Annotated in this window: 13 protein-coding genes; 11 read left to right on the top strand and 2 right to left on the bottom strand. The window is 45.7% G+C overall.

Annotated features, from left to right (window positions below; genetic code table 11):
• The first annotated feature begins 358 nt into the window (after positions 1-358).
• The 3 genes from EL633_RS26800 (at position 359) to EL633_RS26790 (ending at position 5,053) form a co-directional block, all read left to right on the top strand.
• Positions 359-1,324, top strand: coding sequence for a ferritin-like domain-containing protein (locus EL633_RS26800; protein ID WP_126630339.1), 966 nt, complete (start codon positions 359-361; stop codon positions 1,322-1,324).
• A gap of 145 nt (positions 1,325-1,469) precedes the next feature.
• Complete coding sequence (locus EL633_RS26795; RefSeq protein ID WP_161982473.1) at positions 1,470-3,554, top strand: L,D-transpeptidase; 2,085 nt, start codon at positions 1,470-1,472, stop codon at positions 3,552-3,554.
• A gap of 17 nt (positions 3,555-3,571) precedes the next feature.
• Complete coding sequence (locus tag EL633_RS26790) at positions 3,572-5,053, top strand: serine/threonine protein kinase (RefSeq protein WP_161982472.1); 1,482 nt, start codon at positions 3,572-3,574, stop codon at positions 5,051-5,053.
• Between the two features lie 119 nt (positions 5,054-5,172).
• Here the strand turns inward: EL633_RS26790 and EL633_RS26785 are convergent, their stop codons facing one another.
• Positions 5,173-5,535 carry a thioredoxin family protein gene (locus EL633_RS26785; RefSeq protein ID WP_126630336.1) on the bottom strand — a complete coding sequence of 121 codons (363 nt, stop codon included), beginning with the start codon at positions 5,533-5,535 and terminating at the stop codon, positions 5,173-5,175.
• Between the two features lie 219 nt (positions 5,536-5,754).
• Between EL633_RS26785 and EL633_RS26780 the strand changes: the two genes are divergently transcribed.
• The 8 genes from EL633_RS26780 to EL633_RS26745 all read left to right on the top strand — a co-directional run bounded on the left by EL633_RS26780 (position 5,755) and on the right by EL633_RS26745 (position 14,633).
• Positions 5,755-6,498 (top strand): thioesterase II family protein, encoded by a 744-nt coding sequence (locus EL633_RS26780; RefSeq protein ID WP_126630335.1) that lies wholly within the window; start codon positions 5,755-5,757, stop codon positions 6,496-6,498.
• A 546-nt stretch (positions 6,499-7,044) separates the two neighbouring features.
• Positions 7,045-7,497 carry a plastocyanin/azurin family copper-binding protein gene (locus EL633_RS26775; RefSeq protein WP_126630334.1) on the top strand — a complete coding sequence of 151 codons (453 nt, stop codon included), beginning with the start codon at positions 7,045-7,047 and terminating at the stop codon, positions 7,495-7,497.
• Positions 7,498-7,662: 165 nt separating this feature from the next.
• Complete coding sequence (locus EL633_RS26770; RefSeq protein ID WP_126630333.1) at positions 7,663-9,186, top strand: protein kinase domain-containing protein; 1,524 nt, start codon at positions 7,663-7,665, stop codon at positions 9,184-9,186.
• A gap of 108 nt (positions 9,187-9,294) precedes the next feature.
• Positions 9,295-9,918, top strand: a complete 624-nt coding sequence (locus EL633_RS26765) for a TetR/AcrR family transcriptional regulator (RefSeq protein ID WP_161982471.1) — start codon at positions 9,295-9,297, stop codon at positions 9,916-9,918.
• 103 nt (positions 9,919-10,021) lie between these two features.
• Positions 10,022-11,254: a cytochrome P450 gene (locus EL633_RS26760; protein WP_126630331.1), complete on the top strand. Its 1,233-nt coding sequence runs from the start codon at positions 10,022-10,024 to the stop codon at positions 11,252-11,254.
• Positions 11,255-11,736: 482 nt separating this feature from the next.
• Positions 11,737-12,048, top strand: coding sequence for a hypothetical protein (locus EL633_RS26755; RefSeq protein WP_126630330.1), 312 nt, complete (start codon positions 11,737-11,739; stop codon positions 12,046-12,048).
• Between the two features lie 680 nt (positions 12,049-12,728).
• Positions 12,729-13,922, top strand: coding sequence for an AI-2E family transporter (locus EL633_RS26750; RefSeq protein WP_161982470.1), 1,194 nt, complete (start codon positions 12,729-12,731; stop codon positions 13,920-13,922).
• Positions 13,923-14,213: 291 nt separating this feature from the next.
• Positions 14,214-14,633 (top strand): hypothetical protein, encoded by a 420-nt coding sequence (locus EL633_RS26745; protein WP_126630328.1) that lies wholly within the window; start codon positions 14,214-14,216, stop codon positions 14,631-14,633.
• Between the two features lie 19 nt (positions 14,634-14,652).
• Here EL633_RS26745 and EL633_RS26740 read toward each other — a convergent pair whose 3' ends face one another.
• Complete coding sequence (locus EL633_RS26740) at positions 14,653-15,102, bottom strand: hypothetical protein (RefSeq protein ID WP_126630327.1); 450 nt, start codon at positions 15,100-15,102, stop codon at positions 14,653-14,655.
• Between the last annotated feature and the right edge of the window lie 106 nt (positions 15,103-15,208).

The raw sequence follows: 15,208 nt of genomic DNA, 5'->3' as shown, positions 1-15,208 counted from the left end.
AGTGCCATCTGGATCTCTTTTCCCCCACCATTTTTTTTCAACGTGTATGCAAAAGCAGAGGGCAGTGGATGGTACAGCAAAATATTGTTGATTTTGAACATTGCCAGAATCAATGTGATCCAATTTTTACAAGCTGGCGTAGTATTTGATGAGTGAGCGATATACATAATTTCCGGTATAGATGCTAGCTCTTACAAAGAATATATATTCCTCTTTTTAATGAAACGTCACATGGTCTGTATCTTTTATTCCGGTAGTGGAAAGAGATACGTTTGTAATGTCATCATGATGGCAGGTCTCTGCTGCAGCAGCCGCTAGCTTTTCTGATGATGCGCAATCAGTTACAGGAGAAAATAGCATGACACAGATTCGTTTTTGCCCACAGTGCGGTACATCTGTAGTGCCTACAGATGCACATTGTAAGAACTGCCAGGCAGTGTTAGATGATAGATTTATGCTCAATGGCAAACCTGAAATCAAGGCTGCGACTGATAATTTGATCGCTTCATTTGCTGAGCAGCGCTCACGGCGTGCCTTCTTTAAAAAAGGTGCTGTTGTCGCCGCATCGGCCGTCGCCGCTACAGCGGTTGGCGCGGCAATCATGCCTGAGCTATCCAGTGCAGCCGCCCGGCAGACACGCGCACAGACCGCAGCGCAGATCCAAGATGGCTTCAAACAACAGAATAAATCACTGGCTGGTTATAACAAGAGTGCCCAAAGTCCAATTGTGACTATTCTGACAATTGCACGGACTGCGGAGCAACTTGCGGTGACCTTCTATAGTAATGGCCTGGCCAATGCTGATAAATTGGGTATCAAAGGCGATAATCTGGAATACATCAAAGCCGCCCTGGTCGAAGAGCAGATCCACCAAAAGTTCTTTGCCGCGAATGGCGGTCAGTCTTTAGCACAGACCTTCAGTTTTCCAAATGGTCCTCAAACATTTACTGACCTTAAGACGTTTATTGAGACGCAGCAGCAGCTTGAGGGTGTTTTTGACTCAGCATTCCTGGCGGCAATCAAAGAGTTCGCACAGCTCGGACGCCCGGATCTGGCCCAGATTTCAGGACAGGTTGCCTGTATTGAGGCAGAACACCGTGCCCTGGGCCGTGCTATTGGCGGACTTGTTCCCGCTGATAACTGGGCCTTCACACCTGTGTTACTCGGATCAGTTTCTGATGCGCCCGCCCTGGTCACAAAAGCTGGCTATCTCAGCCCTAAAAATGGTAATAGCTATACCTACAAGGAAGTTGACACCAATCTTGCAGGTGTTGAGCAGACCAAGCCATATTCCGTTAGTTCTTCAGTCGTCGGTAATGGCTAAAATCACAAACGTATTCGTATCACATTGAAACATATCTAGTGGCAACCATAGTGACTTTATGCTTGCCACTAGATATGTCTTATTGAATGAAACAAACAAATATTCTATTTATGAAGGCATTCGCTATTTTATAAAGGTAATGAACATGGCAAGGAGCGCTTCTTCACACGTAATGAATTCTCCAGCTTCTAAGTTACATATGCAGGAACAACACCATTCTTCTCATACTGATGCGCCAATGCAGAGTAAAGCAAACGATCAGTTTGATCCAGTTGTTAACGAGGAGTCCGATGAAACCGTGCGCCTCTCTCCAATAGATCCTGATCGAACCATTCGCGTCAGTAGAAAGCGACCTCTAAAAGCGCGGAAGGTGGCTGGAGAGCATGCTGAAGTCACGTTACCAAAGGATGGGCTTTTGAGCGCTAACCTCTATTTACGTGCGAGCGAAATTGCCAGGAAACAGATTGCATCAATTGAGCTCTATGGCAACTCCACCCATCCTCTACAAAAAGAGGTGGTTGCTCACCCGGCCGCGAAGAAACCAGGCATCGTGTCGCTGACCACTGCCATTTGTCTGTCACTGATCCTTTTGCTGCTTGGCTATGGAGCATATACAAATGTACATGATCCCAGGTACACCATCCAGGTAGACCAGAAAAGACTTGATGTAGAAAAGCGTCTCGCCCACGCCCATGATATTGGGGTGCCTGCATCAGCCCTGCAACCTGTAGTAGAAGAGAAGCAACAGATAGATCAATCCTTGCCCTGGTTCTCACCAGCCTTTTATGTAAGTCCTGGCAGTGCCTATACCACGCAAGCCAGCCAGTATGCTCGTTTGCCTGGAAAAATACAGAATGTCATCAATACGTCCAATCAACAATTGCAGGAGCAGGCTCAGCAGAGTCTGCAGCAATTTCAGATCGCGCTCAGCCGCAGAAATATGCAGCCATTAGGGAATAGCCAGGATTTTCAGCAGCGCTTTAGTACTGATCAACTTCTGATGGGATCAGCCCATGAGCCCAGGAATTATACGGCTATTATTCAGGATGCCAATAATTCGGCACATGCGTTAAACCAACTGGAACCGATGTCCCAACAGTTAACCTCAATGAAGACGCTGTCCGACAGCTTCCAGCAAAACAATCCAAAGATACAGACACTCCAGCAGCACTATCAGGAAGATATGCATACGTTTCAAACCAGTAGTGATCCAGCTGAGTTACTACGTCTGCAGGGCCGTATACAAACACATTATCATCAGCTAATGCTGGTGGCGACACAGAATTTTCCTATAGTATATAAGGCCAGAATCGCAGAATTTCAAAAGCAGATTAACCTGCTGAAAAGCTATGGAAAAAATACAGGACAGTATGTACAGCTATTGAAAAATGACCAGAATAGTGGTCCACAAGCCCATACAGATAACGCGAAATTCAAGGTGCTGCAACAGATTGACACAGACATTGCATCCATGCACGTTGATCTGGTGCAGGGGCAGGCGAAACATCAGGTTTTACAATTTCACCAGGAAGTTGATAGCTGGGCCAAAGCGCATCCTTACCACGATGCCTATGACGACCAGGATTATCCATTGAATGCAGGGTACATGAAGCAGGGCATTGGAACCTTTCTGGACGATGATCTGCGCAATGCCTCCTCTGAAGATGATTTTAAGATGGTCTCCACTGAAGCTGAAAATGCCCTCTTTAATTTGCATATGTTGGAGAAGGACGGTAGCGATACCACCGCATACAACAAAGTTCATGCCACCGATACGCAACTCTTACAACATTACAATTTGCAGCATAAACAGGTACTGATGGTTTCTTTGGCGGGACAATCGCTGCGTTTCTACCAAAATGGTCAGCTGCAGCAGGCCTATCAGGTGGTGACTGGTCGGCAGCAACTGCCATCGCTACCCGGTATCTGGCAAGTATTGGATCGTAAATCGCCAGCGATATTTACTTCGCGGGAACCCAAAGGATCGCGCTACTGGTTTGCTCCGACGCCCATTAAGTATGCCATCCTGTATCACTATGGCGGCTACTTCGTACATGATGTCTTCTGGCGTCAAACATTTGGACCAGGTTCCCAGTTTCCTCACCAGGATGCAGGAGGAACTACCGCTGATAACTTTGATGGTAGCCATGGCTGTATCAATCTGACAGAAAAGGACATGGCCTGGATTTATGCGCATACCGATTGGAATACCACGATTGTTGTTTATTAGACAGGGAGGTGAGACACGTGCAACGCCATTCTTCGTATCCACTGGGAACGATTATACGTGACCGTTATATCGTAGAAGATGTTTTGGGAAGTGGGGGGTTTAGTGTTGTGTATCTGGTACGTGATCTGACGCAGATAACCACCGCTGAGACCTCTAATGAAGCCCTTTTTGCCTTGAAGGAACTCAGTAATCAGGAACAACATGAACGTGCACGCCTGGCTTTTGAAGCCGATGTGTTAAAGCGTCTTCAACACGACTCGTTGCCTCGTATTTACGATATACAAGAAGCAGATAGTGCTAACCCGGCCTTCCTGGTGCTGGAGTATATCCAGGGATCGAACCTGGAGACTCTGCGTAGACGGCAGATTGAGCAACGTTTTTCCGTCGCTGAAGCCATGAAACTGATGGCGCCAATTATTGATGCTATGAGCTACCTTCATAGACAGCAACCACCAGTACTGCACCGGGATATTAAACCAGCCAATATCATGGTCCAGGAAGAGGACCAGCACACGTTCCTGGTGGATTTTGGTATCGCCAAAGAATATGACGTTGATGCTACTACAACAGCCGTCCGTCACTGTACTCCAGGCTATAGTGCTCCTGAGCAATATAGCAATCTTGGCACTGACGTACGTACAGATATCTATGCTTTAGGTGCAACCTTTTATTGTTTGCTGACAGGAAAGCTTCCAGCAGACTCCTTGCAACGTACGACTATGCTGGTCAGCAGTCAGATGGATCCCATCAAAACGGCTGACCAGGTTGTGCCGGGCATTCCCCAGCATATCGCACGTGCACTTGAGCGTGCCATGGCCATTGGTTATGAGCAACGGTTTGCCAGCGTTGAGGATTTCTGGCAGGCTATGCAGACGCCGTCCGCGCCGCCCGCCTCTGTTGTAGCGACCAGACCCCCATTTGTTCTGACCGTCAACGGTGAGCTTGCGAACCGGAGCCGAAAAGCTAAAAAATCGCATGCCTTAGGACCATTAGTGCCAAGGGTGCTCGTCTTTGCCATGGCTGTCATTTTGCTACTGCCTCTTTCTACCTCTGGAAACATGTATGTGTTACCGGATCAGACAGAAGCAAAGGGAAACATCCAGCATATCTCTCCTCGTCCAACTGCCGTAGTGAAACCATCAAGTACTCCTACTGAAGTTCCTACTGTGCAACTGGCAAGAGCCTATCAGGGCACCGCCTATAATTTTTCTCAGAAAAGTACCATGAATATTCAGTTGATCGACATCAAACAGAAGCAACAAAGCTTCAACGGTCACTTTATCAGCAAACAGGGCACAGGAAATTTTAGTGGCGTGATAGATAGATCGAACCATCTTTTATTCACCATTGCTCAGGATAGCAAGCAACCCTTCCTCTTCTTTGAAGGTGCTGCTCGTGCTGATGGTAATCTGGTCGGAAATTATTGTACCCAGAATGAGTCTGGTCAATGTTTGAGCAACTATGGTTTATGGAGCCTTGAACCAATCGCCAAACCTTGAAGCGCTTACAGTTTATAGCACTTATAGCACAAAATTATGCTAATAAATGTCCACTTAACTGGAGAAGCCTATACCGCCTGGAAAATTATTTTTTCCAGGCGGTATAGGCTTTCTATAGATTATCCCTGTATTTGTGGAAGAGTAATTTCAGCCAGCGCTTGCTCGATCCGCTGAGGTAAACGATTTGGATGTGGTCCGACGATATGGGTAACAGGTTTGCCCGCGTTGAAGAGTATTAGCGTTGGTAGCCCCTGTACGCCGAAGCGGGCAGGCGCAAGTGGATTTTCATCAGCATTCATGGTAGCAAAGCCTACTTTGCCTGCATAAATTGTACTTAACCGCTCATAGCCAGGTCTCAGCGCATGACAGTGTGGGCACCACTCAGCCCAGAAATCTACGATAACTGGTAGCGCCGATTGTAATACCAGCGACTCGAAATTTTGATCCGTCACTGCAAACAAATGGTTTTGTTCAGATGTCATATTGCTCATTGTTCCTCTACCTCTTCTGTTATACGTTCCAATTTATTGGACTGAATTGGTAAATATCAGCTTATCAAGGAGTGTACATGTTAAAGTCAGCTTGAAGTCAAGGGATCCAGAGCAGTATCTTTTGTATTGCTCCCATGATGAGCGTATGATTATATAAAATATGAAAGATGTCGTATCAGTTGATACTTGTAGTTTTGAAAGAGATAGATCATGCCTGATCGCTGGTTTCCTTATTATCGCCCCAATCCACAAGCGCGTTTACGACTTTTCTGTTTTCATTATGCTGGTGGGAGTGCGGCTATATTTCGCTCCTGGTCAGAGTTATTGCCTGCCCAGATTGATATTTGTGCGCTACAACTGCCTGGACGAGAAAATCGCTTGATGGAAGCTCCAATCATCCAATTTCCTCAACTTATCGAGCAGTTGATCCCTGTTTTTTTGCCATATCTGGATATGCCCTATGCCTTCTTTGGACATAGTATGGGTGCCAGTATTGGTTTTGAATTGGCACGGGCACTGAAGCCGCTTGCAGTTCGTCCACTTACCCATCTTTTTGTCTCCGGGCGACGTGCACCCCGTATTGAGCGTAGAGAACCCTTCAGTTACAACTTACCAGATCCTGAGTTCATTGAGATGTTACGGAAATTAGAAGGGACTCCGGAAGAGGTATTGCAACACAAGGAATTGCTAGAACTAGTGTTACCAACCCTTCGCGCTGATTTTACCCTTACTGAAACATACGCATACCAGCCTCAAGAGCTCCTAAGTTGTCCTATCTCGGCTTATACCGGATTACAGGATAAAGAAGTGGAGCAGGACGATAATGCTGCATGGCAGGTAGAGACAAGCGGTCCATTTGTCCAACGGGTTTTTCCGGGCAACCATTTTTTTCTGAATTCAGCCAGAACACAATTGCTCCACTTCCTCTCACGTGAACTGCTTGCTTCGCTGTAAAGTTTAAAGTGCTATTTGTGCTCTTCACGCCATAGTTTGCGCGCAGAAGACGCACAAGAAAAATCGTTGGAGGGGAAATGGAGCATCCGCGCCATTTCCCCTCCAACCAATAAAACATGAATGGAACCCCTGCGTTTTTCTGGCTGGCATAAAGCTTACCGCTCCCATTCCGATGAACGGATGTGTCATAATAAGAAAATTTGAAACAGGTTGAGATGCTTTAATGGATGAGGTACTTTCCTCCTAAAAATACCTAATAAATAATCTTATACATATATACCCTAGTATACTAATTACTAGGAATACGCAGCGTAATCTATCAAAAAGAGACTGGGAGGAAAAAGCTACAATTTATTTTTCGGATGTTTTGAAAGATATATATGGGCAATGCCTCTCAGAAATATGCATTAAGGATTTGAAAAAATCCTGGATTATTTTTCCCACAGTGTACCTGTGACCGTAATTAGTAATGCAAATGGTATTACTAAGGCATCCCATTCAGGAAACATTGAGGTTTCCTCTCCATGAAATAAGGAGTTTAGTCATATGATTATGTCGTCTGCTCAAGCGGTTCGCCGAACGTATTTCTGGGTTGCTCTCTTGTGCATTGTTGTACTTCCTTTTGTCCTCTCTGCTTGTGGCGATTCTGGTACCTCAGCATCAGGAAACGCTACTACGGTTACGATTACAGAACAAACTGGTGGAAACGACGTATACAGCTTTAGTCCCGCTACTGTCACGATTAAAGCGGGTGATACAGTGAAATGGGTCAATAATTCAGATGAAAATCACCTCCTGAAGAGCAATCCATCTACCGATGCCGTTACTGCTTCTAGCAAAGTTGCTCGCAGTGGCTCGAATGATAATACCTACAGCATCACCTTTCCCAAGGCAGGAACCTATACCATCACCAGTCAACTTGTCGATCGTCTAACAGATGGCAAACACACTCCCGACCCTGATGACAGCAAAGCTACCATTACGATTACTGTTAATTAACAGGTAGGCTTTGCTCCAGTGAGCTTATTTGAAAGCTATGGAGGGCTTAGCAAGGTCGATATAGCTACCTTTTTAATACTGTGGCTATATCGATCCTGATGTATTTCATGTCATGTGTAGAAGTACTGAAATCTTGCTAAGACTTGAAGGAAGGAGTAGAACTGGATGAAAAAATTTAGTGCTGATGAGTGTATTGGAAGGGTGATTGAGGATTGTAGAGTAGAGCGGCGCTTGATGTGTGGCCCTACCAGTGCGGTCTACGCTGCACAACAGCAGCAGCCCAGGCGACTTGTGGCTCTGACTTTATTTTTACTTCCGGAGGCTTTGTCCGATGCTGTCTATCAGCAGTTTCGCATACGCTTTCTACATGCGGCTGCGAATTTGCTGCCGCTGAGCCATCCGTGCGTCTTACCAGTTTACAATTATGGTGAATGGGAGGGCTGGCCCTATCTGATTACGCCTTACAAAACGGAGGGATCGTTGGCGACCCTTATCAAGCAGCAGGTTTCTTTCTCTCCTCCTCGCATCCTCTCTCTCTTAGAACAGGTCGTTGAAGGTCTCGAGTATGCTCATCGCCGTGGGCAGGTTCATGGTATCCTTACGCCGGCAAATGTGCTTCGAAACAATGAGGAATCCTTCCAGGTGGCTGGCTTTGGACTGAGACAGATACTAGAACGGCGTGGCATCTTGCCGTATACGCAGCCCTCAGATAATTTTTCAACACTCTCAGATACGCCACTATGTGTCCCAAAGTATTTGGCCCCAGAATATCGGCAAGGGCAAGCCGCTCAAATTCGCTCGGATGTTTATTCGCTTGGCGTGATGTTGGTAGAACTCTATTGTGGGCAGTTCCTGGCGAACACACTCACCGCTTCGGAGATCCTGGATCTCTTGCAACAACAAAAAGAGTGGTCTCTCCCCACCTCTCTACAGAAGATAGTGATGCAGGCTCTGGCAGAAGATCCAGAAAAGCGCTTTCCGCGAGTTCATGATCTTCTTACGGCCTATGCTGAGTATGTAAAGTCGAATGAGACTCAGGTGCAGGCACGTCAATTTGATGATCAATTGAATTCTCTAGTCTGGTCATCCTCTGCTGATCGTCCCATTCAAGATCTTCACGACCATCAACGGTCTGAGGCAGCCCCGAACGTTTTATCATTTGTGAAACGCTGGTCTATTCCTTCTTTTTCGTCATTCCCACTTTCTCTGCCAGAAATAAAGAGCAATGTTGCGTCTATGCGACAACCTGGTAGTAAAAGCCGTCGCCAGGTCACTGCGTTGCTCGCAGGTGGTTTGGTGACCGGGATAGTTGGAGTGGGTGGCTTTAACCTCATTCAAAGGCTAACGACAGTCAAGCCCGGGGCGACTATAAAAGCAACAAATGAGATTGGACAAACCACACAAGCCCTCAATAGCGAGCAAACGTTTTTAGACACGCGGGTTGCGGACCATCGCCAGCGTCTGCTCATTCACCTCCCCAATGGAAATTTTGTTGCTTACAAACAGGGATGCACACACTCTGGTGTGCTGGTAAACTATGATCCCAAAACACATCTCCTTGTCTGTCCTGCCCATGGAGCTATATTTGATCCTGCTCAGAATGGTCGTGTGATCCAGGGACCTGCTACTACTCCTCTTCCACAGGTGGCCATTCAGGTTAATGGTGCAGGCATCATTACGCTGCACTGAAAAATTGGAGCATCTTGACAAATTCGTTTTTTTTCGTTATGTTTATTGAGTGGTTACCCAATCAAATATACTTCATTGTCAATGGTTCATGAAAGGAACGATAAAGATTTGTCTATAGAGCAAAAGCCAACCCAACGCCAGCAGCAGGCTCAACAGCGCCGGGAACAAATCATGGAAGTGGGGCTAGACTTATTTTCCAGCCAGGGATTTGCGGCAACGTCCACCAGGCAAATTTCGCAGCAAGTTGGTATCACAGAAGGATTACTTTACCATTATTATCCTACCAAAGCTGGCTTGTTGATGGAAATCGTGAAACGCCGTCATTTATTGGAAGGGGGACTGATTGCGTTACTTGAGACCGCTAAAGGGCGTCCTCTTCGATCTTTTATGGAAGATCTTATTGCCCGGATTGTTTTGCTTGCACATGAGCATGCAGCATTGTTACGTATTCTTTTAGGAGAATCACAGACCAATGAAGAGCTGTATGGTGCGCTATGCGACACCATCGAGACCATGATTCAACTCCTGGTAGACTATCTTGCGTCACGTGTACGTGTGGGAGAGGTAAGAGGCGATATATCTCTTCAAGCAAGCACGCAAGGTTTCCTTGGTGGCATGTTCTTGTTCTTTATGACGCACCATCGTTTAGATGCTGCTCAATGGCAACAGCAGTCTGGTGCATTTATGCAAGAGTGGCTTGATAGCTGGCTGCTTGGTGTGCAGATACCGTAACCAGACTACTTGTGTTGTTTGTATAAAGGGTTACATTTTTTTGTTTCTTTCATTGAGTGGGTGACCAGTTAAATATTATCAGGACTATAAAGGAGCTTTCAGCATGCAATCATTTTTCGGACCAGATTTTATTCGCAATCCCTACCCGATATATGATGTCATTCGTCAACATGGACCTGTCTATAAAGGTCCAGATGGACGCTGGCTGGTTACTGGCTATAATGAGGCCAACACCATCCTCCGCGCCAGGCATTTTGGTGTGAAGCATGTATGGTCGGCTGAGGATCTCCAGCAACTGAAAGATAGTGCATTTGCGATTACAGAAGCTTTAATGTTTCTACATCTTGATCCACCAGATCATACACGTCTGCGTGCTCTGGTAAGCAAGGCTTTTACGCCTAAACGGGTGGCAGAATTGCAACCAGCAATTTTGCAGATTGTCCAGCAGCTCTTAGATGATATTCAAGCAAAGCATCGTTTATCTGAACGCAGCTTTGATTTTATCCAGGAATTTGCTTTTCCATTGCCAATCATCGTTATTGCTGAACTACTCGGCGTACCTGTTGAAGATCGGGGGCAATTTCGTCAATGGTCACGTGATATTGTACGCGTCGAAAATGCTGTACGTTTTGCACCATCTGTGGATCAGATTCCACCAGAGAGTCTGGCGGAAGCCAATCAGGTTGCACACGATATGCGTAGTTACTTCAGACATCTGGCCAGTCTTCGTCGTGAGCAGCCACAGGATGATTTGATCAGTGCCATGGTTAAAGCTGAAGAAAGCGCAGGAACCCTGAGCGAAGATGAGTTTCTGTCGGCATGTATTATCATGATTGTGGCAGGACACGAGACGACGATGAATCTCTTAGGCAACGGTATATTCGCACTCCTTAACACGCCTGAGCAGTTGGCACTCCTCAAGGAGCACCCAGAAATAACTGCAAGTGCGATTGAAGAATTTCTACGGTTCAATAGTCCCGTACAGATGACACTACGGGTGGCAAAATCAGCTACAACCCTTGGAACAGCTGATATACATGTTGGCGACGAACTGATTATCTTGCTTGGTGCAGCCAATCACGATCCCGAGCGTTTTCCACAACCAGACCAATTAAATATTCAACGAGACAATATTCAACCACTATCATTTGGCGCTGGTATGCACTACTGTATCGGAGCACCCCTGGCAAGATTGGAAGGTCAGCTGGCCTTTCCAGAATTACTCAAGCAATTACCCGACCTCGCATTTGCTGCAGGAGTTGTTCCGGACGAATTAGCCTGGAACGAAAACTTTGCCCTCCATGGATTAAAAACTTTACCACTGCAATTCTCATAAAGATGTGTATCTTGTGCTGTGGCGGAAAATTGGTCGGCACAGCACAAGATACATTTTTGCTCTGCGCAGCAGAGCAAGGAATGAGCAATGGCTACTCGCTTTTTATGCTATACTATAGATGTATTCATGATGAGTGAAGCTAACATGTGCTTTGAAATAGGTCTTAGGGATGGGAGATCTGCATCATCAAGAGGCAGTGATATTCCTCTCGCATGATTTGCATCATCAATTCCTCTCTACATAAATCTGTAAGCCAGCGTCGTAGCCTATAAACTGACAGTAAAGGATGCCACCATTTCTCCTTTTAGGGCTGGTTCTTGTGATCTTTATTGGCGCTTTTGACTTTATGATCTATCGAAATATGGAGAGAGGCGAACAATTGTGAAAAGATTGCATCAATTGTAGATGCGTGTCTTCTCGTTGTCATTTGTGTGTTTGGCTGCGATAAGATGAATAAAGAATACTTGAGGAAAAAAATGAGCATGCAATCCTTTGAGACCAGAGAAGAGAGTTCACATCGTAAAATGCACGATGCCAGTGTCTATTCAGCTCGTATCCAGGAGGCCATGCGTTACGATAAGCTCTCCTCCGCTAATTATTCTCTGGCTATGACCCTTATGAACGCTGTACTACAGGGATATTCTGAAGAACGCTGGAAGACAGAGCGTGAGTCAATGATCAAAGCTCTCACCCTTAAATCCCCGGACAAGAACGTTGCCCATGCTGATGCAGCTAACCTCTATGAGCAAATGGTGGGTTGTATGAAAGATCTAGACCTCTGGCCCTGGCAATAACTCCTTTCAGATAAAATCTACTGAAGTTCGACATAACATTATACGTAAAAAAACAAGGCTATTCCTGCAGGAATAGCCTTGTTTTTTTACACCCGATCATGGAATTGATTTCTTCTCTTTTCTTTTGCCCTTTTCTCTGCATTGTTTCGGTACCATGTGTAGCCAAGGCCGCATGCAAAGACTAAAAGAAGGAGCAATATGAGGAGCAATGGTGACATAGTAATACCCTTTGCGTTAAGATGAATATTCCTACGGCGGAGATTTTCATATAATAGTGGATGGGTATAAGTGGCATTGAATTTATCGGTTATGTATGAAGCATTTTAAGTATACACTATTTTCTGTTGCTTCACAAGAAAAAAATTTTAGCGCGTGTCTATAAAGATGAGGAAATTTGATAAATGTTGTAATTTTATGATAAATAGTATATACTTTCAGTATCTTGTAGGTTTTACTACAAGTCCTTCTTTTTAATTCATGTCTCCTGTATGAATGAGCACTCAAAATACTGCTCGGAATCAGTGCCTGCTCTCTGTATCGAACCTATACGCTTTCTCCACCCGAGACTTCCTATTCGTAAGCTTAACCTCATAGAGCTATTCATCATACATTATTAATCAAGCGTACGATCCAGACCGTAGTACCAGGCTTTTTTTATGGGCACTTTTGGAAGGATATACATGGCACCTAATACCCGCCCGCTTGCTTCCCGAGAACGTGATTCTCTTACAATGATGGCTATCTGGGTTCGTCGTTGTGGTCTTCCGCTCGCAATCCTTGCCTGGACCGGAGTTGTACTTCTGGTTCTCTGGCTTGTGGGGCACGTCATCCAGGCCGTACTTTTACTCACTATTGCTGCTCTGCTCGCGTATGCGCTCCTGCCTGCTGTTAAAATACTGGAACGTTTTATGCCACGCTTCCTGGCGATTCTTATTGTCTACTTGCTCCTACTTGGTGCATTAGGTGTGTTACTCTACCTGATTATCAGTGCCGCGATTGTACAGGTAACTTCTCTCTCTGCCTATATCCAATTTTTACTGACCCCAGCCAAAAATGGTCAATTGACCCCGTTGGAACAGACGGTGCGTTCATTGGGTATTTCTGAGAGCCAGATCTCTTCTATACGTGATCAACTTGTGACTGGCATTGAAGGATTCTCAGGCAGCATTGTCCCACTTCTTACTGGTTTTGGAAACGCTATCCTGGATATTATTGTGGTTGCAGTACTGAGTATCTATCTGCTGGCTGATGGCTCGCGTGTGTCAGACTGGCTGCGCCAGAATATGCCGCAGCGCCAGCAAGGTCGCATGAAATTTTTGCTCGATACCCTTCAACGTGTGGTGGGAGGGTATATTCGCGGCCAGATATTGCTTTGTTCTATCGTTGGTGTTGCCGTAGGAGCTGGCATGCAGATCCTGCATGTGCCATTTGCACTCCTCCTGGGCGTGTTGGCCTTCCTGCTCGAATTTATTCCTGTACTGGGGACGCTAATCTCAGGGGCCATCTGCGTACTCCTTGCCCTTACACAGGGATGGGTTATCGCGGTTATCGTACTGGTCTACTTTGTGGTGGTGCATATCCTCGAGGGCGATATCCTAGGACCACGTATTGTTGGGAAGACCATTGGCTTGCATCCTGTTGTTTCTCTGGCTGCCCTTATTGCCGGATCCGAACTCTTTGGTATTGTTGGCGCTCTTCTTGCCTCTCCCATTGCGGGTGTCTTGCAGGCGCTTTTTGTCGCCATCTGGGTAGAATGGCGAGCAATGCATCCCCATGAGTTTCAAAAAGCCAAGGAGGAACTTCTAGATGCGGGAGACCAATTGCATGAGGAGCAAGTACTTGACCCAGAGGCTAGCCCAAAGTTGCTGTCATAGATTTTTTTGCTGAGGTATGTCTGATTTGCCCTTCACGATGCCCTATCCAGAGCAAGAGATTCGATAAATATTGTAATTTTGCAATAAATAGTGTATACTTGTGATAGCTTATAAATCTTTTTATGAGCTATCATCCTCAAGACATGTTCCTTTTATAGGCTAGCGCCTGGGATACTCCCCTCTTTATAGATATACATTGTTTGGGATACCTCCTATGTCCGCAAATGTTATAAGACCAATCCCCTGATGACGTTTAGAGCGTGCCTGATTGAAGCAGGAAAGGCAACACCGATGACCATTATCCAACCAACTCCCCCGATAGTGTCCCAGATCCGAGACGTACGTGTGAATGACCACGAGGCAGAAATAAAGGACATTCGGAGTATTATCATAGATGATAAAGAGAGCACGAAAGAAGTTCACACTGAGCCGCTTCAGCCATCAAAGACAGTTGTTATGCCTCATTATTCCATCTGGCCTACATCTCAGCCAGGTCCAGAGGCCATTTTACCGCCTCCAGGACAACATCCCCATCCAGTGCGTACCGATCAGATGATATATGAACACTATGACCAGGAGCAAGGCAGGCCTTCCACACCAGTAGTGGCAAAGCCGATAGTTGCGGAACACAGAGGTAAGTTATATTCTCATGTGACCGATGCACCGGATGAGATTTTCGCGTCGAAAGAGATTGTTCCAGAGCATATATAAATGAGCAAATTGGCATTTTTTAGTGCAGTATGGCGACAATCGTGTAGATTATTCCTAGAATGCTAATCATGGCATTTAAAATGACCCAGAGGCTCCAGAGCCGCCAGTGTCGCACAATAGGAAAGTCTGCTTGTTGTTCTTTACGTGTACTATCTAGCAATGCCTGTAATTGCGTATCCGGATATAATTCTTCAAGTCTTTGACGAACGAAAAATTTCAGGCGGATATGGCGTCTGGCGCGTTCGTATAATTTGATACTTGCGACCATTCCGAATGCTCCAATCACGATCAACATAATAGTGAGTGGAAGCGCATTTTTTGTGAGTCCCGTTTGCGTCAATGCTCCTTGAATCGCCGAAGCCACTACAACGACCAGGCCAGTAATATTGGCGCGTTGATCTTCCGATTGTTTGGCCTGCGCGAATTCTTGATCTGCCACATTGATCAGGATATCTGTAGTTTCTGACATATGAATTTCTTCTCGCATTTTTCAATATATTTTCAAGTATATAAACGCAAGACGCATACGTTTCTACAATCTTATGCGAACCTTGGATTTCTGAAAGCAGATGCAG

The organism is Dictyobacter alpinus, from assembly GCF_003967575.1.
Classification (GTDB): domain Bacteria; phylum Chloroflexota; class Ktedonobacteria; order Ktedonobacterales; family Ktedonobacteraceae; genus Dictyobacter; species Dictyobacter alpinus.
The sequence above is the reverse complement of the archived record's forward strand: the minus strand, read 5'-3'. Positions and strand labels throughout refer to the sequence as shown.

What these genes read in the sequence shown, in the direction of transcription:
- EL633_RS26800 (WP_126630339.1), top strand. Translation starts at nt 359, where the DNA reads ATGACACAGATTCGTTTTTGCCCACAGTGCGGTACATCTGTAGTGCCT.
- EL633_RS26795 (WP_161982473.1), top strand. Translation starts at nt 1,470, where the DNA reads ATGGCAAGGAGCGCTTCTTCACACGTAATGAATTCTCCAGCTTCTAAG.
- EL633_RS26785 (WP_126630336.1), bottom strand. Translation starts at nt 5,535, where the DNA reads ATGACATCTGAACAAAACCATTTGTTTGCAGTGACGGATCAAAATTTC.
- EL633_RS26780 (WP_126630335.1), top strand. Translation starts at nt 5,755, where the DNA reads ATGCCTGATCGCTGGTTTCCTTATTATCGCCCCAATCCACAAGCGCGT.
- EL633_RS26775 (WP_126630334.1), top strand. Translation starts at nt 7,045, where the DNA reads ATGATTATGTCGTCTGCTCAAGCGGTTCGCCGAACGTATTTCTGGGTT.
- EL633_RS26770 (WP_126630333.1), top strand. Translation starts at nt 7,663, where the DNA reads ATGAAAAAATTTAGTGCTGATGAGTGTATTGGAAGGGTGATTGAGGAT.
- EL633_RS26760 (WP_126630331.1), top strand. Translation starts at nt 10,022, where the DNA reads ATGCAATCATTTTTCGGACCAGATTTTATTCGCAATCCCTACCCGATA.
- EL633_RS26755 (WP_126630330.1), top strand. Translation starts at nt 11,737, where the DNA reads ATGCAATCCTTTGAGACCAGAGAAGAGAGTTCACATCGTAAAATGCAC.
- EL633_RS26750 (WP_161982470.1), top strand. Translation starts at nt 12,729, where the DNA reads ATGGCACCTAATACCCGCCCGCTTGCTTCCCGAGAACGTGATTCTCTT.
- EL633_RS26745 (WP_126630328.1), top strand. Translation starts at nt 14,214, where the DNA reads ATGACCATTATCCAACCAACTCCCCCGATAGTGTCCCAGATCCGAGAC.
- EL633_RS26740 (WP_126630327.1), bottom strand. Translation starts at nt 15,102, where the DNA reads ATGTCAGAAACTACAGATATCCTGATCAATGTGGCAGATCAAGAATTC.